This window comes from Kitasatospora sp. NPDC089797 (genome assembly GCF_040684795.1).
In the GTDB taxonomy this organism is placed as follows: Bacteria; Actinomycetota; Actinomycetes; order Streptomycetales; family Streptomycetaceae; genus Kitasatospora.
On sequence record NZ_JBFBGS010000003.1, the window covers coordinates 112,805 to 129,588 of the forward strand.

General features: G+C 74.9%; 17 protein-coding genes. 10 read left to right on the forward strand and 7 right to left on the reverse strand.

The annotated features are described in order from the left end of the window. Positions 1–166: 166 nt before the first annotated feature. Entirely contained in the window at positions 167–655 is a 489-nt protein-coding gene (locus tag AB0O91_RS03815; RefSeq protein WP_360253100.1) for a YajQ family cyclic di-GMP-binding protein, read from the forward strand. 110 nt (positions 656–765) lie between these two features. On the opposite strand, the gene AB0O91_RS03820 is transcribed toward AB0O91_RS03815, so the two are convergent. The 3 genes from AB0O91_RS03820 to AB0O91_RS03830 form a co-directional block, all read right to left on the reverse strand. Next, positions 766–1,446 carry a hypothetical protein gene (locus tag AB0O91_RS03820; RefSeq protein WP_363427504.1) on the reverse strand — a complete coding sequence of 227 codons (681 nt, stop codon included), beginning with the start codon at positions 1,444–1,446 and terminating at the stop codon, positions 766–768. 166 nt (positions 1,447–1,612) lie between these two features. Beyond that, positions 1,613–2,101: a hypothetical protein gene (locus AB0O91_RS03825; protein ID WP_363427506.1), complete on the reverse strand. Its 489-nt coding sequence runs from the start codon at positions 2,099–2,101 to the stop codon at positions 1,613–1,615. Positions 2,102–2,143: 42 nt separating this feature from the next. Further along, entirely contained in the window at positions 2,144–2,797 is a 654-nt protein-coding gene (locus AB0O91_RS03830) for a helix-turn-helix domain-containing protein (protein WP_363427508.1), read from the reverse strand. 175 nt (positions 2,798–2,972) lie between these two features. On the opposite strand from AB0O91_RS03830, the gene AB0O91_RS03835 reads away from it, so the two are divergent. The 7 genes from AB0O91_RS03835 to mug all read left to right on the forward strand — a co-directional run bounded on the left by AB0O91_RS03835 (position 2,973) and on the right by mug (position 10,669). Further along, on the forward strand, positions 2,973–4,277 hold the full coding sequence (locus AB0O91_RS03835) for an MFS transporter (protein ID WP_363427510.1): 1,305 nt from the start codon (positions 2,973–2,975) through the stop codon (positions 4,275–4,277). 234 nt (positions 4,278–4,511) lie between these two features. Further along, positions 4,512–5,951, forward strand: coding sequence for an APC family permease (locus AB0O91_RS03840; protein ID WP_363427751.1), 1,440 nt, complete (start codon positions 4,512–4,514; stop codon positions 5,949–5,951). A gap of 28 nt (positions 5,952–5,979) precedes the next feature. Next, positions 5,980–6,438, forward strand: a complete 459-nt coding sequence (locus tag AB0O91_RS03845; protein ID WP_363427512.1) for a hypothetical protein — start codon at positions 5,980–5,982, stop codon at positions 6,436–6,438. After that, positions 6,414–7,787, forward strand: a complete 1,374-nt coding sequence (locus AB0O91_RS03850) for a dipeptidase (RefSeq protein ID WP_363427514.1) — start codon at positions 6,414–6,416, stop codon at positions 7,785–7,787. The genes AB0O91_RS03845 and AB0O91_RS03850 overlap by 25 nt, the downstream gene beginning before the upstream one ends. A gap of 91 nt (positions 7,788–7,878) precedes the next feature. Then, on the forward strand, positions 7,879–8,958 hold the full coding sequence (locus AB0O91_RS03855) for an aminopeptidase P family protein (RefSeq protein ID WP_363427753.1): 1,080 nt from the start codon (positions 7,879–7,881) through the stop codon (positions 8,956–8,958). Between the two features lie 131 nt (positions 8,959–9,089). Then, positions 9,090–10,103, forward strand: a complete 1,014-nt coding sequence (locus AB0O91_RS03860) for a phosphatase PAP2 family protein (protein ID WP_363427516.1) — start codon at positions 9,090–9,092, stop codon at positions 10,101–10,103. Continuing rightward, a complete protein-coding gene (gene mug / locus AB0O91_RS03865; protein WP_363427518.1) occupies positions 10,085–10,669 on the forward strand; it encodes a G/U mismatch-specific DNA glycosylase in 585 nt (194 codons plus the stop codon). Before AB0O91_RS03860 ends, mug begins: the two co-directional genes overlap by 19 nt. A 54-nt stretch (positions 10,670–10,723) precedes the next feature. Here mug and AB0O91_RS03870 read toward each other — a convergent pair whose 3' ends face one another. Further along, the gene (locus tag AB0O91_RS03870; RefSeq protein WP_363427520.1) at positions 10,724–11,626 is read right to left on the reverse strand and encodes a LysR family transcriptional regulator; all 903 of its coding nucleotides are present in this window, start codon (positions 11,624–11,626) and stop codon (positions 10,724–10,726) included. A 137-nt stretch (positions 11,627–11,763) separates the two neighbouring features. Between AB0O91_RS03870 and AB0O91_RS03875 the strand changes: the two genes are divergently transcribed. Further along, positions 11,764–12,762 (forward strand): NADP-dependent oxidoreductase, encoded by a 999-nt coding sequence (locus AB0O91_RS03875; protein ID WP_363427522.1) that lies wholly within the window; start codon positions 11,764–11,766, stop codon positions 12,760–12,762. Positions 12,763–12,847: 85 nt separating this feature from the next. On the opposite strand, the gene AB0O91_RS03880 is transcribed toward AB0O91_RS03875, so the two are convergent. The 3 genes from AB0O91_RS03880 to AB0O91_RS03890 all read right to left on the reverse strand — a co-directional run bounded on the left by AB0O91_RS03880 (position 12,848) and on the right by AB0O91_RS03890 (position 15,319). Next, positions 12,848–13,807: a M48 family metalloprotease gene (locus AB0O91_RS03880; RefSeq protein WP_363427524.1), complete on the reverse strand. Its 960-nt coding sequence runs from the start codon at positions 13,805–13,807 to the stop codon at positions 12,848–12,850. 3 nt (positions 13,808–13,810) lie between these two features. Further along, a complete protein-coding gene (locus AB0O91_RS03885) occupies positions 13,811–14,236 on the reverse strand; it encodes a BlaI/MecI/CopY family transcriptional regulator (protein WP_363427526.1) in 426 nt (141 codons plus the stop codon). A gap of 171 nt (positions 14,237–14,407) precedes the next feature. Beyond that, positions 14,408–15,319: a DMT family transporter gene (locus AB0O91_RS03890; RefSeq protein ID WP_363427528.1), complete on the reverse strand. Its 912-nt coding sequence runs from the start codon at positions 15,317–15,319 to the stop codon at positions 14,408–14,410. Between AB0O91_RS03890 and AB0O91_RS03895 the strand changes: the two genes are divergently transcribed. Next, the gene (locus AB0O91_RS03895) at positions 15,318–16,775 is read left to right on the forward strand and encodes a PLP-dependent aminotransferase family protein (RefSeq protein ID WP_363427530.1); all 1,458 of its coding nucleotides are present in this window, start codon (positions 15,318–15,320) and stop codon (positions 16,773–16,775) included. The two genes, AB0O91_RS03890 and AB0O91_RS03895, sit on opposite strands and share 2 nt — an antisense overlap. The last annotated feature ends 9 nt before the right edge of the window (positions 16,776–16,784 follow it).

Sequence of the window (16,784 nt, forward strand, 5' to 3'; positions counted from 1 at the left end):
CGATCCGACGGGGTGGTCCGCCACCCGATAGATCACGCGACGATCAAGAACCGCCGCGCGGCGGTCACGGGCGGGGCCGGGGTGACGCTGGATAGGCTTGGGCTGCGGGCGCCCTGCTGGGGCGGGCCGTGTCAGTGAAGCCAGAGCATCAAGGAGACCAACACCCATGGCCGACTCCAGTTTCGACATCGTCTCGAAGGTCGAGTGGCAGGAGGTCGACAATGCGATCAACCAGACCTCCCGCGAGATCGCCACCCGCTTCGACTTCAAGGGCGTGGGCGGCGAGATCAGCCGCTCCGGCGAGAAGATCGAGATGAAGGCCAACGGCGAGGAGCGCGTGCGCGCCATCCTGGACGTGCTGCAGACGAAGTTCGTCAAGCGCGGCCTCTCGCTGAAGGCGCTGGACGCCGCCGAGCCGCAGCTGTCCGGCAAGGAGTACAAGATCTTCGCGAACATCAAGGAGGGCATCACCACGGAGGATGCCAAGAAGGTCGCGAAGATCATCCGTGACGAGGGTCCGAAGGGCGTCAAGGCCCAGGTCCAGGGCGACGAGCTGCGCGTCAGCTCCAAGAGCCGCGACGACCTCCAGGCCGTGCAGGCGCTGCTCAAGGGCAAGGACCTGGACTTCGCGATCCAGTACGTGAACTACCGCTAGTCGACCGCCGCTCCCCTTCATCGGGGAACAGGACGGCACGGCCCCGCTCCCGGGTTCGGGGGCGGGGCCGTTCGCGTCGGGGCGACCGGGGCGACCGGTGGGTCAGCGGGTCAGTCGACGGCGGGGTGGGAGTGGGCGGCGGAGGTCAGGGCCTGGGCCTGGGCGCGCAGGGCGTCGAGCTGCTCCTGGAGGCCCTCGGGTGCGGAGCCGGGGAGCTTGGGCGCGACCGGGGCGGCACCCGGGACGGTGGGCACCGTCGGCACGGTCGGGAGCTGGCCGAGCAGGCTCTGCAGCACGCTCTGGAGGGAGGCGACCAGTTGCTGGACGGTGCCGCTGAGGTCGGGGACGGCGGAGGTCACCGAGGAGAGCAGGCCGGTGACCAGCTTGACGACGTCGCCGACCGCCCCGAGCGCCGCGCTCGGATCCGGCGCGGTCGGGAGGGTGGGCAGCGCCGGGACGGCCGGCGTACCGGGGACGGTGGGCAGCGCCGGGACGGCCGGCGTACCGGGAACGGTCGGCAGCGCCGGGACCGCAGGGGTCCCGGGAACAGCCGGCAGCGCCGGGACGGCAGGGGCGCCGGGGACGGTCGGCAGCGCCGGGTCGTCGGCCGGGAGGACGGTCGGCAGCGCCGGGACCGTGACCGGGGTGACCGGGACGGCATCGGTGGCGGTGGCCGGGACGGTGGTTCGGGGGGCCGCGCTTCCGTTGCCGGCAGCGGTGGCGGACGCCGTGGCGACCATGGTCAGCGCGAGGGCTGCGGTCAGCGTGGCGGCCATCCGGGTGGCACGCATGGGTACTGCTTCCTCTCAGTGCGAGTCAGGCGAGATCGCCTGACTCACACCGTGCGGTCGCCGTCCGGAGCCGGCCACCGCAGGTACGCCGAACGGCGGCGCGTCGCACTGTGACGGGGCCGACGGAGCCGACGGAGCCGGAAGCGGGCGTTGCGGAGGCGGCGGTTCAGCCCGCCGCCCAGTCGGCGGTGCTGCGGTGCGCGTCCAGCCCGACCGCGTCGAACTCGTCCGTCCGCCCCGGCGCGACGGACCCGCCGAGCCACCGCAGGGCCCGGGAGATCGGGGTGCCCTCGGCCGGTAGCGGCTCGAACTCGCCGCTGCTGAGCGGGCCCAGGACGATCCGGCCGTCCGACCAGACGGCGGCGCGCTGGGTGCCGCTGCCGCCGAAGTACTCGGCCTCGACGCAACCGATCGGACCGGCCTTGGACCAGGCGGCGAGCCGGAGTTCGAAGCCCTCCGGGTGCCAGCCGAACCCCGCCCCGGCGCCGGGCCTGGGCACGGCGGCGTCGCCCTGGAGGGCGGACAGCACGGCGGGGGTGACCGGGATCAGTGCCAGCCCCTGCGCCAACGGCACCACCCGGGCCACCGAGACTTCCGCCGCCGCCACCGTCAGCAGCTCCACCGTGCCTATCAGCGCCTGGAGTTCATACGACATGCCGGTCATGCTGTCCCACCGCACCGACAGGCGGCCCGGAATTTATCGTTCCGTGCCCGCGCGGAGACCGTAGAGCAGGGTGAAGAGGGTCACGTCCACCGCGTCGTCGGCCGTACTCGGACCTTCCGCGGTCAGTTCGTCCAGGAGTTCCTTCAGTTGGGACTGCAGACGGGCCAGCCGCGCCGGTTCGAGCCGCAGCGCGAAGTTGGCGAAGAGACCCGACGGGGTGTCCGCGCCGTCCGGGGAGGAGCCGAAGTCCAGCCGACCGTCCGCCGCGTGGCCGCGGAAGTCGCCGCGGACCCGGTCCATCGCGGCCAGCATGGCGTCGTACGCCTCGGACCGGGCCGGGGAGTCGGCGGTGAACATCTCCGGGGCGAGCCGGATCGAGTCCTGGGCGACCCGGTAGCGGCTCTCCACGATGCCGGAGACCAGCCGGGTGCCGGCGACCAGGATCAGCCCGGCCTTCTCCAGCTGCTTGATGTGCCGGTAGAGCTTGGTCTGCGGCTCGTCGAGCTCGGCGGCGAGTTCCTTGGCGGTCAGCGCGCGGTCCTCGGAGGTCTTCAGGGCGCCGAGGATGGCGAGGCGCAGCGGGTCGGCCAGTGCCTTGAGCACCGCGACGTCCCCCACCTGGCGCTCCTTGACCCAGGTGGTGGGCTGCTCGTCCCCGTCGGCGGGGTCCCGTTCGTGCTCGGCCACGGGCCCACCCTCGCAGATCGGTCACCGCGGGCGCAATCACCCCTCGGTGAGCGCTCACTCCCGCGCAATCACTCACGATCACGAGAGCACTCACTCTTGCGCAAGCACTCACTTGAACGCCATCATTCATGACAACGTGAACGATGCCGAAGAGCGAGAACACTGGGGGCGGGACATGACGGAGCACACCACGACGACGACGGCCGAACGGACGACGGACCCGGCCCGGCCGGCCCCCGGACCGGAGGACACCCCACCGCCCCTCGTCCCCCTGCGGCGCAACCTGCGGTTCCAGTCCCTGTGGATCGGCCAGTCCTGCGCCACCCTCGGCATGCGGATCGGCGACACCGCCTTCCCCCTGCTGGTCCTCGCCCTCACCGGCTCCTCCACCGCCGCCGGGGCCTTCGGCGCGGTGGAGATGGCGACCGCCCTGCTGCTCGGCGTCCACGGCGGCTCGATCGCCGACCGGCGGGACCGCCGCCGGGTGCTGCTGGCCGCCGACTCGACCCGGCTGCTGGCCATCGCCAGCGTCCCCGCCGCCCTGGCCTTCGGCCCGCCGTCCCTGGTCCACCTGCTGGTGGTCGCCGCCGTGATCGGCGCGACCTCCGCCTACACCGGCCCGATCCGGCTGCTGGCGCTGCGTTCGGTGGTCGCCCCGGAGCAGCTGCCGCAGGCGCTCGCCCAGGACGAGGCCCGGATGAGCGGTGCCGCGCTGGCCGGCCCGCCGCTGGCCGGGTTCCTGTTCGGGCTCGGCCGCTCGGTGCCCTTCCTCGGCGCCGCGTTCGCCTCGCTGGTCGCGCTGGTGTCCGCCCTCGTGGTGCGCTTCCCCAGCCCGGCCGCACCGCAGCAGCGCGAGCGGGGCGGCGCGCTGGCCGGCTTCCGCGTCCTCGCCTCCTCCCCGCTGCTGCGCCCCGCGCTGGCCGTGCTGCTGGTGATCAACCTGACCGGGGCGGCCCTGCTGCTGCCCGTCATGGTGCTGCTGCGCGACCACGGCACCAGCAGCGGCGGCATCGGCCTGGTGCTGGCCGGCGAGGCGGTCGGGGCGCTGGCCGGGGCGACCCTGGTCTCCCGGCTGCACCGGCTGGCCGGCCCCGGCGTGCTGCTGCTGGTCGTCGCCTGGACCGCCGTGCCGGTGCCGCTGGCGCCACTGCTGCCCGGCGGGGCGGTCACCGTCTTCGTCGCGCTGTTCGTGGTCGGCGCGGGTGTCCCGTCCCTGCGGGTGATGCTGGACCTGCTGGTCTTCCGTCAGGTGCCGGACGAGCTGCGCGGCCGGGTGATCGCCGCGACCGTGACGCTGCTGACCGCCGGGATGCCCGCCGGGGCCTTCGCCGCCGGCCTGCTGCTGGACCACCTCTCCCCCGCCGCCGCTCTGGCCACGATCGCCGGTGCGCTCGCCGCCGCCCTGCTGCCCGCCACCGCGAGCCGCACCCTGCGCCGCGCGGTCTGGCCCGCCGCCGCGCCGATGTCCCCGCAGGGCTGAACACCGGTCACCCGCACGGCCGCACGCCGCATGCGGGGGCCTCGGCAACCGGGTGAACTGACCGGGTACGGCCCGCCCCCGGGGCCCTCCCGACGACCCCCGCGCAGCCGACCGGGGGCACACCGGGGCCGTACCGGAGGAGGACCGATGAGTTCCACCGACGCGCCCCCACCCGGCCCCGGCGGCGACACCGGCCCCGCCACCCGGGAGCGCACCGGCTCGGTGGCCAGCCGGATGGCCGGCGCCCCGCGGATGTCCTGGATCACGCTCGCGCTGATGACCACCAGCTCGGTGGCCAGCCTGCGCTCCGCCCCGACCATGGCGGTCTACGGCCTGGCCTGCGTCTTCCTCTACCTCGTCCCGGCGGTGGTGTTCCTGCTGCCGACCGCGCTGGTCTCCGCCGAACTGGCCTCCGGCTGGGACGGCGGGGTCTACCGCTGGGTCTCGGAGGGCCTGTCGAAGCCGCTCGGCTTCCTGGCCGTCTGGTGCCAGTTCGCGATGACGATCTTCTACTACCCGTCGCTGCTGGCGTACGTGGCCTCGACCATCGCGTACGTGGTGAACCCCCGACTGGCCAGCAACGGCCCGTACACCGCGGTCGTGATCATAGTGCTCTACTGGACCGGCGTCTGGGTCTCCTCGCGCGGGACGAAGGCGGTGGCCGGGCTGTCCTCGATGGGTCTGGTGATCGGCACCCTGATCCCCGGCACCCTGCTGGTCGTGCTCGGCGGCGTCTTCCTCGGCGAGGGCAACTCCCCGGCCGCCCCGATGAACACCGCCCACCTGCTCCCGCAGTGGACCGGCCTGGCCAGCCTGGTGCTGATCGTCAACAACTTCCTGGCGTACTCCGGGATGGAGATGAACGCGGTGCACGTCTCCTCGCTGCGCGACCCGCCCCGGGAGTTCCCCCGGTCGATGTTCACCGCGGCGGGCCTGGTGCTGGCGATCTTCATCCTGCCCGCGCTGGCGATCAGCTGGGTGGTGCCGTCCACCGAACTGAGCCTGACGGCCGGGGTGATGCAGGCCTTCGACGCCTTCTTCCAGTACTTCTCCGTGGGCTGGCTCACCCCGGTCATCGCGGTGGCGCTGATCGCCGCCTCGCTCGGCGGCATGCTGACCTGGCTGGCCGGGCCGTCCAAGGGCCTGCTGATGATCTCCCGCCAGGAGGGCTACCTGCCGCCCTTCCTGCAGCGGCTCAACCGGGAGGGCGTCCAGCAGAACCTGCTGGTCACCCAGGGCGTGGTGACCACCGCGATCGCCCTGCTGTACGCGCTGATCCCGAACGTCTCCAGCGCGTACTGGATCTTCTCGGTGATCACCACCCAGGTGTACCTGATCGTCTACCTGCTGATGTTCACCGCCGCGATCCGGCTGCGCCGCACCCGGCCCGACCATCCGCGCGGGTACCGGGCGCCCGCCCTGGTGCCGGTCTGCGTGGTCGGCCTGCTCGCCTCGGCCGCCGCGATGGGGATCGGCTTCGTGCCGTCCTCGCAGTTCGGCAGCGGCAGCGTCTGGTCGTACGTCGGGATCGTCGGCGGCGGCCTGCTGGTCCTCGGGCTGCTCATCCCCTTCCTCTTCCTACGGCTGCGCAAGCCGAGTTGGCGCTCCCCCGAGGCGGCCGCCGAGCTGGCCGCCCAGGAGGCGGCGGAGCAGGGCGGCGGGGGTGCGTCATGAGGTGCCCCGTGACCGGCCGGGGTGCGTCATGACCAGGAGCCCGATGGCCTCCCGGCACCGCTGGATCTACCTCGGCTCGATCGTGCTGCTGGTCGCGATGCTGGTCGCCGGCCTGCTCTCGTTCTCCCAGCTGCACGCCACCGACCGGGCCGCCCAGCAGGCGGAGCGGCTCTCCGCCCGGCTGAGCGCGGCCGGCTACCCGGTGCCCACCCGGGACCAGCTCACCCACACCCTGGGCGAGGACGGCGGCGCGGTCTGCGCCGACCCGGCGAACGCGCTCAACCAGGCGCAGTGGACGTACGGGATGTCCAACGGCGCGGGCGGGCCGGGTCAACGCCCGGTGCCGTCCGACCAGGAGATCCTCCGGGCCGAGGTGATCGTGCTCTCCGTGTACTGCCCGGACCGGCTCGCCGCGGTCCAGGACCGGATCGACGACCTCGACCTGCGGGACACCGTCCGCGCATGGGCGACCGGAACCAGGAGTTGACGATGACCGACGAACTCGCCCGCCGGATCGACACGTTGATGTCCCGAGCGCGGGCCGACCTGGCCGAGCTGGTGGCCATCCCGTCCGTCGCCGACCCCCGGCAGTACCCGCCGGAGAAGTGCCGGGAGGCCGCCGAGTGGGTCGCCGCCGCGTTCGCCGAGGCCGGCCTGCGCGACGTCCACCTGGAGGAGACCCCGGACGGCAGCCACGCCGTGGTCGGCCACCACCCGCCCCCGCCCGGCGCCCCGACCGTGCTGCTCTACAGCCACTACGACGTCCAGCCCCCGCTCGACGGCTCCGCCTGGACCTCCCCGCCGTTCGAACTCACCGAGCGCGACGGCCGCTGGTACGGGCGCGGCGCCGCGGACTGCAAGGGCAACATCGTCATGCACCTCACCGCGCTGCGGGCGCTCGGCGAGTCCGTCCCGGTGGGCCTCAAGCTGGTGGTCGAGGGCTCCGAGGAGCAGGGCACCGGCGGCCTGGAGCAGTACGTGCCCCCGCACGCCGGGGAGTTGCACGCCGACGCCCTGCTGATCTGCGACACCGGCAACGCCGCCGTCGGCGTCCCGACCGCCACCACCTCGCTGCGCGGGGTGGCCAACGTGGTGGTCGGCGTCGAGGCGCTCGACGGCGACCTGCACTCCGGCATGTTCGGCGGCCCCGCCCCGGACGCCCTCGCCGCGCTGATCCGGATGCTGGACTCGCTGCGCGGCCCCGACGGCGGGACGGTGATCAACGGCATCGACTGCACCGGGAGTTGGAGCGGCGTCGGGTACGACGAGACGCAGTTCCGGGCCGACGCCGGGGTGCCGGACGGGGTCCGGCTGACCGGCTCGGGCACCGTCGCCGACCGGCTCTGGGCCCGCCCCGCGGTCACCGTCCTCGGCATCGACTGCCCGCCCGTGGTCGGCTCCGCCGCTGCCGTCCAGGCCACCGCCCGGGCCCGGGTCAGCCTGCGGGTGCCGCCCGGCACCGACGCCCGGGCCGCCCAGGAGGCCCTGGTCGCCCACCTGGAGGCGGCCGCGCCGTGGGGCGTCCGGGTCACGGTGGAGCGGGAGGGTGCCGGCGCACCGTTCCGGGCCGACACCGGCGGCCCCGCGTACGCGGCGCTCGACCGGGCGATGCGGGAGGTCTACGGCACGCCGATGTCCTTCCTCGGCCAGGGCGGCTCGATCCCGCTGTGCAACGTCCTCGCCACCACCTTCCCGGAGGCGGAGATCGTGCTGATGGGCGTCGAGGAGCCGCGCTGCCTGATCCACGCGCCGAACGAGAGCGTCGATCCGGAGGAGCTCCGCCGGATGGCGCACGTCGAGGCACTGTTCCTCCAGAACTTCGCCAACCGGCCCTGAACGTGCTGGAGTTGGAGCAAGTCCCGCCGCCGGACCCCGAGGAGGAAGAACCGTGCCCCGTCCGTTCAGCACCGAGGACCACGCCGCCCGGATGACCCGGGCCGCCGCCGAGGCGACCGCCGCCGGACTGGCCGGCCTGGTGATCGCCCCCGGCCCCGACCTCAGCTACCTGTGCGGCTACCGGCCCACCGCGGTCACCGAGCGGCTCACCGCCCTCGTCCTCACCGCCGGGCGCCGGCCCGCGCTGGTCGTCCCCAAGCTGGAGCGCCCGGACGCCGAGAAGGCGGTCGGCGCCCCGGCCGTCGACCTGCTGGACTGGTCCGACGGCGAGGACCCGTACGCCACCGCCCGCCCGCTGTTCGACCCGGCCGGGCGGTACGGCGTCTCCGACAACGCCTGGGCGATGCACCTGCTCGGCCTCCAGTCCGCGCTGCCCGGCGCGGGCTTCACCTCGCTCACCGAGACCCTGCCGATGCTGCGCGCGGTCAAGGACGCCGAGGAGTTGGAGCGGCTGGCCGCGGCCGGCGGCGCCGCGGACGCCGCCTACCGGGGCATCCTGGAGGTCGAGTTCGCCGGCCGCCGGGAGACCGACGTGGCCGCCGACCTGGGCGCGCTGCTCATCCAGTACGGGCACAGCCAGGTCGACTTCACGGTGGTCGGCTCCGGCCCCAACGGCGCCGACCCGCACCACGAGGCCGGGGACCGGGTGATCCGCACCGGCGACACCGTGGTGCTGGACTTCGGCGGCCTCAGGGACGGCTACGGCTCCGACACCACCCGCACCGTGCACGTCGGCCCGGACGTCCCGGCCGAGGTGCGGGCGGTGCACGACCTGGTCCGGCTCGCCCAGCAGACCGCCTTCGAGGCGGTCCGCCCGGGGGTGAGCTGCCAGGAGATCGACCGGATCGCCCGACGGGTGATCACCGAGGGCGGCTACGGCGAGTACTTCATCCACCGCACCGGCCACGGCATCGGCATCACCACCCACGAGCCGCCGTACCTGGTCGAGGGCGAGGAGCGTCCGCTGGTGCCCGGCATGTGCTTCTCGATCGAGCCCGGCGTCTACCTGCCCGGCCGGTTCGGGGTGCGGATCGAGGACATCGTCACGGTCACCCCGAACGGCGGACGGCGCTTCAACAACACACCGCACGAGCTCGGTACAGTGGCCTGACCGATCGTCCCCTTCTGGCGGGTTTCAGGACCTTCGTCCCGGCAAGATTTGACCCAACCGTGTGATTTTCTTACGAGCCGGTCATAGTTCACCCAGCGTCCTTCAAGCTTGCATTGCTAGTTTCGGTGAGCATGACGAAGCTGCTCAGCCCGGCCCCACCGTCCACGGTGCGGGCCGGACGACTGCGTCCCGTGACCGACCGCAACCGCCGCACCGGCCTGTCCAGACTGCGCCTGCTGGCCTGGCCGGCCTACCTGACCGCCTTCGTCTGGTTCCTGGCCACCCAGGGCATGGCCTTCGCCAACGACGTGGTCTTCCTCTGGCTGATCGGTGCCCTGCTCACCGCCGCCGTCCACAGCGGCCACGGCCGACGCGGATTCCTGCTCGTGCTGCGCGACTGGATCCCGGTGATGGCCGTGGTCTGGGCCTACTCGCTGCTGCGCGGCTACGGCGCCCACACCCCCTGGGCCCCGCACTGGCTGCCCCAGCTGCGCGCCGACGAGGTCCTCGGCTTCGGCGAGACCTGGACGGTACGGATCCAGCACGCGCTCTACACCCCCGGCTCCCCGCACTGGTACGACTACCTGGCGACGGCCGTCTACCTCTCGCACTTCCTGGTGGTCTTCGTCCTGCTCGCCGTGCTCTGGCGACGCGCCCACGACCGCTTCCGGCAGCTGCTCGCCTGCTACTTCACCCTGACCTTCGCCGGCTTCGCCACCTACCTGCTCTACCCGGCCGACCCGCCGTGGCTGGTCGGCCAGGAGGGCAACATGCCGCAACTGCACCGGGTGGTCTGGGAGACCATCTCCGCCGTCGGCCTGCCGCAGGCCGACTCCCTGCTGGAGAACGGCAGCCAGTTCGCCAACGACGTCGCCGCGATGCCCTCGCTGCACTCCGCCTACCCGGCGATGCTGCTGTTCTTCTTCTGGCCCACCGCCCGGCCCTGGCTGCGCGCCGTGCTGGTCGCCTATCCGCTCGCCATGGCGTTCACCCTGGTCTACGGCGCCGAGCACTTCATCGTGGACGTGTTCGCCGGTTGGACGTACGCGGCCGTGGTGGTCTTCGGCCTGCGGTGGCTGCGCGACCGCCGTACCGCCCGGATCGCGGTCGCGGCAGACTTGGCCCGGTGCAATCCCGTTCCGTGAAGGCGGCACCCTCCGCCGTGAAGCCCACGCCCGAACAGCTCCGGGCCGCCCAGGACACCACCATCCCGGACATCACCGGCCCCGGGCTGCGGGTGCTGTTCTGCGGCATCAACCCCGGCCTCTGGTCCGGCGCCACCGGGCACCACTTCGCCCGCCCCGGCAACCGCTTCTGGCCCGCCCTGCACCGCTCCGGCTTCACCGACCGCCAGTACCGCCCGGACGAGCAGGGCGCGCTGCCCGCCCTCGGCCTCGGCATCACCAACGTCGCCCCGCGCACCACCGCCAAGGCGGACGAACTCACCGCCGAGGAACTGCGCGCGGGCGGCGCGGCCCTGCGCGAGCGCGTCCTGCGGCTGCGGCCCGAGGTCCTCGCGGTGCTCGGCATCGGCGCCTACCGGACGGCCTTCGGGCAGCGGCGGGCCGCGATCGGCCGCCAGCCGGAGGGCATCGGCTCCACCGAGGTGTGGGTCCTGCCCAACCCGAGCGGCCTCAACGCCCACTACACCCTGGACGCGCTGGCCGCCGAGTTCCGCACCCTCCGGGAGAGCCTCGACGTCGGCGCCTAGGGTCCCGTCCCTGGGCCCTGGGCGAGTCCGGCCCAGGGCCCGGCGGACCGGCTCCTAGGCCGCCGTCAGCCCGGCCGGCAGCGGCAGCGCGCGCAGCCCGCGGATCAGCGCCCGGACGGCGGGCGTCCCGGCCAGCTCGGGCGTGGTGACGTACCCGACGAAGCGGCTGGGCGGGCGCGGGCCGAGGTCGGTGACGGCCAGTCCGGACGGGGCGCCGAGCAGCGCCGTCCGGGGCATCACCGCCATCCCGAGGCCCTGGGCGACCAGCGAGAGCGCCACCGTGTCGTCCTCCACCTCGACGGTCGCGGGCGGGAGCCAGTCCTGCCGCCGCCACCAGTCCTTGGTGAAGGAGTCGCAGTTCTCCGCCCAGTCCACCAGCGGCAGCCCGCGCGGCTCCGGGTGGTCCCGGGGGTGCGCGAGGGCGTACGACTCCCGGTACAGCCGGACCGCGACCAGGCCCGGGACGGGCGGCGGGCCGCCCGCGTCCAGGGTGGCCAGCCCGAGGTCGGCGCGGCCGTCGGCGACCTCCCCGGCGGTGCCCCGGCCGAGTTCCCGGACGATCCGCACGTGCGGAGTGAGTCCGGGGTGCTCGGCGGCGAGCCCGGCCAGCACGGGCGGCAGCAGGTGGGCGGCGGCGCTGCGGAAGGCGGCGATCCGCAGCGGGCCGGCCACCGGGCCCGCCGCGGCGGTGCCCGCGCCCCGCACCTCGGGGCCCATCACGGCCAGCAGCCGGAGGATCCGGCGGGCGTACCCGACCGCCCGCGCGCCGGCCTCGGTGGGGCGCGCGCCGTGGCGCCCGCGCTCGAAGAGCACCGCGCCGAGCTTCCGTTCGCAGGCGCGCACGGCGTGCGAGACGGCGGACTGGGTGGTGTCCAGGCACGCGGCGGCCGCCGTGAAGCTGTGCTCCTCGTCCACGGCGACCAGGACGCGCAGCTCGTGCGGGGCGAGATCGGTCATGACGGCGAACCTACCGGCATCCATCGACGCCGCTCATGGAACCCTCCGTTCCATCGCCGCCGACCCCTGCCCGGCCGCTCCCCCGCTTCCTACCGTGGGCACGTCCCGACCACCCCCGCCCGTACGGAGCACCGCCGATGTCCCGCCCCACCGCCCGCGCCGTCCACCTGGTCTCCCGCCCCACCGGGGCGGCGAGCGCCGAGAACTTCGCCTTCGTCGACGTGTCCGTCCCGGCCCTCGCCACCGGCGAGGCCCTCGTCGAGAACCTCTACCAGTCCGTCGACCCGTACATGCGCGAGGAGATGGACGAGGGCGGCTGGGCGCTGCACGCCCCGCTGGAGGGCCGCACCCTCGGCCGGGTGGTGGAGTCCCGGGCCGACACCCTGCCGGTCGGCGCCCTGGTCTTCCACCGGCAGGCCTGGCGCACCCACTCGGTGGTCACCGCCGACCGCGCCCAGCCGCTGCCCGACCTCGCCGGCGTCCCGCTCAGCGCCCACCTGTCGGTGCTCGGCGGCACCGGACTGTCCGCCTGGGTCGCGCTGACCAGGATCGCCCGGCTCCAGCCCGGCGAGACCCTGTTCGTCTCGGCCGCGGCCGGCGGCGTCGGCACCGCGGCCGGCCGGATCGCCCGTCTGCTCGGCGCCGGACGGATCATCGGCAGCACCGGCTCCGCCGCCAAGGCCGCCCACCTCACCGGACACCTCGGCTTCGACGCCGCCTTCGACCACCACGACGGCCCGATCGCCGACCGGCTGCGCGAGGCCGCCCCGGACGGGCTGCACGTCTACCTCGACAACGTCGGCGGCGAGCACCTGGAGGGCGCGATCAGCGCGATGCGCGAGCACGGCCGGATCGCCTGGTGCGGCGCCGTCGCCCAGTACGACCGCCCCCAGGACCCGCCGGCCGCGCCGCGCAACCTCTACGACGTGGTCGGCAAGAGCCTGCGGCTGGAGGGCTTCCTGGTCCGCGACCACCTGGACGCCCGCGCCGAGCTGTACGACTTCCTCGTCCCGCACCTGCGCTCCGGCGCCGTCGTCCCGGACGAGACGGTCGTGGACGGCTTCGAGCACGTGGTGGACGCCTTCCTGGGCATGCTGCGCGGCGCCAACACCGGCAAGATGATCGTCCGGCTCTGAGCCCCACGGATCCGGCCCTCACGGATCAGGCCCCGACGGATCAGGTCCGCACGGGTCCCGGGGCCGGGGGTCCCGGGGCCCGGTCCTACCAGGGCGTGACGGCCTTCAGCACCACCAGCAGGGCCACCGCCGCGTTCAGCGCGCACAGCGCCGAGGCCGCCGTGCCGGCCGCCGCGACCATCGCCGCCAGACCCGCCGGGGTCTTGGCCGGCGGCCAGTTGCGGGCGGTCGGCACCGGGCCGAGCAGCGCCGCCACCCGGCGCGGCACCGGGCCGGGCTGGGCGGCGGCCGGGGCGGCGAAGGCCGCGAACCCCGGTACCGGTGCGGCGTGCGAGACCAGCGCCGCCCGGGCCACCGCCCGGGCGGTGATCCGCCGGTCCCCGACCGCCTGGGCCGACTCCTCATCCGCCCAGCGCTCGGCGCTGAACGCCACCGCGTCCTGCAGCGGCCGCAGGAAGGGGTTGACGCAGGCGGCGAGCTGGGTGGTCAGCAGGTAGCGGTGGTGCCGGTGGCGCAGGTGCGCCCGCTCGTGCGCCAGCAGCGCCTCGCGCTCGTCCTCGGCCAGCCCGGCCAGCATCCCGGTGGAGACCACCACCCGCCCGGGCGACCCGGGCAGCGCGTAGGCGTACGGGCTGCGGTCCGGCAGCACCGCGAGGTCGCCGGCCGCTGCCGGCCCGGCCGGCAGCCCGGCCAGCGCCCGCCGGGCCCGGGAGCGCACCCGCAGGTGCCGCACGACCGTCCGGCAGCAGGCGAAGCCGACCAGCACCAGCAGCCACATCGCGGCCGTGCCGACCGTCTCGTGGTACGGCAGCGCGTGCCGCACCACCGGGTCGGACCAGCTGTCCGGCAGCGGGTTGCCGGGGATCTGCGCGGTGCCCACCACCCCGATCAGCCCGAGGCAGAGCACGCTGCACACCGCCATGACGGCACTGATCACGGTCATCAGCCGGGCGGCACCGCGCGGATGGAGGTGCTGCTCGGTCAGCCGGGCGATCGGCACCGCCGTCAGCGGCAGGATGAGCGGGAGGAAGACGAAGAAGCCCACGGGTCAGCTCTCACGGTCCGCCGCTGCCGGATCCGCGGAAGCGGCGTCCAGCAGCGCCCGCAGCAGTTCCTCGTCGTGCGGCAGCAGCGCGGTGACGAAGCTGGCGAGCACGGCGTCCCGGTCCGCCTCGCCGTCGAGCATCCGGCGCATCCGCAGCGCGGCCAGCCCGGCGGCGTCGGAGGAGGCCAGCCACAGGTACGAGCGGCCGGAGCGGCTCCGGGAGACGGCGTTCTTGGCGTGCAGCCGGGACAGGATGGTCATCACCGTGGTGTACGCCAGATCGCCCTCCAGGCGTTCCTGGACCCACCCCGCGCTGGCCGGGCCGGGCGCCCGCTGGAGCACCGCCAGCACCTGCGCCTCCAACTCGCCCTGGCCGCGCCGGCGGGCCGGCGCGTCCCCGGGTGCCGGGGCGTGCCTCTCGTCTGCCATGACGGCCCACTCCCTCCGGATGCCGCACCCCGGACCGACGCGGGGCGCGGGGTCATCCTAACGAGCCCGACCCTCCCCCGGACGGCTCAACGCGAGGGTTCGAGGACGCACGACGTGGCCCCGGGTGCGCCGGTGCCCCCGGTGGCCCCCGGGGCGGGAGCCGCCGGAAGGCTAGCTCCGGGCCCGTTGGGTGACCGCGATGCAGACCAGCACCACCAGCGCCGTCACCGGCGCGGCCACCGGCAGGTCCTCGCCGAGCAGCAGCACCGACCAGAGCAGCGTCAGCAGCGGCTGGGCGAGCTGCAGCTGACTGGCCCTCGGCACGCCGATCGCCGCCATCCCCCGGTACCAGGGCACGAACCCGCCGAACTGCGAGACCGCCGCGACGTACGCCAGCCCGATCAGCGCCTTCGGACCGGGGTGCACCGGCTCGACGGCCAGTCCGTACCCGGCGGTCAGCGCCGTCACGGGCAGCGCGGCCACCACCCCCCAGGCGATCACCCGGGCGCCCGTCAGCTCCCGGGACAGCCGCCCGCCCTCCGCGTACCCGGCCGCGCAGACCAGCAGCCCGGCGAACAGGAAGAGGTCCCCGGTGGTCGGCCGGCCGTGGCTCTGCAGCAGGGTGAAGCCCAGCACCGCCGCCGCCCCGGCCAGCGCCGCCGCCCAGAACGCCCGGGACGGCCGACGGCCGGTGCGCAACGCCGCGACCACCGCCGTGGCCAGCGGCAGCAGGCCGATCACCACCGCCGAGTGGGCGGTCGAGGAGGTCTCCAGGGCGAGCGTGGTGAGCAGCGGGAACCCCACCACGCAGCCGGCCGAGACCACCAGCAGGCCGGGCCAGTGCCGGCGCTTCGGCAGCGGGGCGGCGGAGGCCAGCAGGTAGAGCCCGGCCAGCACCCCGGCGAGCACGCCGCGCAGCCCGGTCGAACTCCACGGGCCGAAGCCGGTCAGCGTCCACGCGGTGGCCGGGAAGCTGAGCGAGAAGGAGGCCACCCCGAGGGCGGCGAGCAGGGTGCCGGAGGCGGCGCCGTCGGGCTGGGCCGCTATCGCCACCGGTCGGGTAGCGCTATCTTGTGCCTTCATGAACGAGCGTAGCAGCGTGGCCGAACTCGCCGACAGCCTGCGGCGCGAGCTCGAGCGCTACCCGGAGGGCCGGAAGCTGCCCTCCAGCCGGGCCCTGGTGGAGCGTCACCAGGTCAGCCCGGTGACGGTCTCCCGCGCCATCGCGGTGCTGGTCGCCGAGGGGCTGGTGGTCTCCCGGCCCGGCGCCGGGGTGTTCCGGGCGGCGCCCTTCGCGGCGGCCCCGGACGGCGCCGCCGTCGCCCCGGCCGCCCGCCCCGGCGACCTCTCCTGGCAGGAGGTCGCGCTCAGCGCCGACGCCGGTCCGCGTGACCTGCTGGCCGCCCCGGTGTTCGCCACCCTCCGGGTGCCGCCGCCGGACGTCATCGACCTCAACAGCGGCTACCCGCACGCCTCGCTGCTGCCCGAGCGGCTGCTCGCCGCCGCCCTCGCCCGGGCCGGCCGCCGTCCCGGCGCCTGGGACCGCCCGCCCACCGACGGCCTGACCGAGCTGCGCGGCTGGTTCGCCCGCGACATCGGCGGCCACGCCGGGCCGATCGGCGCCGGGGACGTCCTGATCACCTCCGGCGGGCAGGGCGGGCTCACCGTCGCCATGCGCGCGCTCGCCGCGCCCGGCGCGCCGGTGCTGGTCGAGTCGCCGACGTACTCCGGCATCCTCGCGGTCGTCCGGGCGGCCGGACTGCGGCCGGTGCCCGTCCCGATCGACGCCGACGGCGTGCGCACCGAGCTGCTGGCCGACGCCTTCGAGGCCACCCGGGCCCGGGTGTTCGTCTGCCAGCCGCTGTTCCAGAACCCCACCGGTGCGGTGCTCTCGCCCGCCCGGCGGGCGGAGGTGCTGCGGATCGCCCGGGCCGCCGGCGCCTTCGTGATCGAGGACGACTTCGCCCGGCTGCTGGTCCACGCGGACGCCCCGGCCCTGCCGCGGCCGCTCGCCGCGGACGACCGGGACGGGGTGGTGGTGCACCTGCGCTCGCTCACCAAGGCCGCCTCCCCCAACCTGCGGGTCGGCGCCCTCACCGCCCGCGGCCCGGCGCTCGCCCGGCTGCGGGCCACCCAGGTGGTGGACAGCTTCTTCGTCCCCCGGCCGCTCCAGGAGGCCACCCTGGAGCTGGTCTCCGATCCCGGGTGGGCCCGCCACCTGCGGGCCCTCGGCGCCGAACTGCGCGACCGCCGCACCGCCGCCGTGGCCGCCCTGCACCGGGAACTGCCCGGTGTGCTCGGTGCCCACCGGCCCGGCGGCTACCACCTGTGGCTGCGCTTCCCGGACGGCACCGACGACGCCGCGCTCGCCGCCGCCGCCCTGCGCGCCGGCGTCCAGGTCACCCCCGGCCGCCCGTACCACGCGGCCGAACCCCCGGCCCCGCACCTGCGTCTCAGCTACGCCGCCGCCGAGAGCCCCGCCGCCGTGGCCGAGGGCATCCACCGGCTCCGCACCGCCCACGAGCGGACGACGGTCTGAACCCCGCCC

What these genes read in the sequence shown, in the direction of transcription:
- AB0O91_RS03815 (WP_360253100.1), top strand. Translation starts at nt 167, where the DNA reads ATGGCCGACTCCAGTTTCGACATCGTCTCGAAGGTCGAGTGGCAGGAG.
- AB0O91_RS03820 (WP_363427504.1), bottom strand. Translation starts at nt 1,446, where the DNA reads ATGCGTGCCACCCGGATGGCCGCCACGCTGACCGCAGCCCTCGCGCTG.
- AB0O91_RS03825 (WP_363427506.1), bottom strand. Translation starts at nt 2,101, where the DNA reads ATGTCGTATGAACTCCAGGCGCTGATAGGCACGGTGGAGCTGCTGACG.
- AB0O91_RS03835 (WP_363427510.1), top strand. Translation starts at nt 2,973, where the DNA reads ATGACGGAGCACACCACGACGACGACGGCCGAACGGACGACGGACCCG.
- AB0O91_RS03840 (WP_363427751.1), top strand. Translation starts at nt 4,512, where the DNA reads ATGGCCGGCGCCCCGCGGATGTCCTGGATCACGCTCGCGCTGATGACC.
- AB0O91_RS03845 (WP_363427512.1), top strand. Translation starts at nt 5,980, where the DNA reads ATGACCAGGAGCCCGATGGCCTCCCGGCACCGCTGGATCTACCTCGGC.
- AB0O91_RS03850 (WP_363427514.1), top strand. Translation starts at nt 6,414, where the DNA reads ATGGGCGACCGGAACCAGGAGTTGACGATGACCGACGAACTCGCCCGC.
- AB0O91_RS03855 (WP_363427753.1), top strand. Translation starts at nt 7,879, where the DNA reads ATGACCCGGGCCGCCGCCGAGGCGACCGCCGCCGGACTGGCCGGCCTG.
- AB0O91_RS03860 (WP_363427516.1), top strand. Translation starts at nt 9,090, where the DNA reads ATGACGAAGCTGCTCAGCCCGGCCCCACCGTCCACGGTGCGGGCCGGA.
- AB0O91_RS03870 (WP_363427520.1), bottom strand. Translation starts at nt 11,626, where the DNA reads ATGACCGATCTCGCCCCGCACGAGCTGCGCGTCCTGGTCGCCGTGGAC.
- AB0O91_RS03875 (WP_363427522.1), top strand. Translation starts at nt 11,764, where the DNA reads ATGTCCCGCCCCACCGCCCGCGCCGTCCACCTGGTCTCCCGCCCCACC.
- AB0O91_RS03885 (WP_363427526.1), bottom strand. Translation starts at nt 14,236, where the DNA reads ATGGCAGACGAGAGGCACGCCCCGGCACCCGGGGACGCGCCGGCCCGC.
- AB0O91_RS03895 (WP_363427530.1), top strand. Translation starts at nt 15,318, where the DNA reads ATGAACGAGCGTAGCAGCGTGGCCGAACTCGCCGACAGCCTGCGGCGC.
- AB0O91_RS03890 (WP_363427528.1), bottom strand. Translation starts at nt 15,319, where the DNA reads ATGAAGGCACAAGATAGCGCTACCCGACCGGTGGCGATAGCGGCCCAG.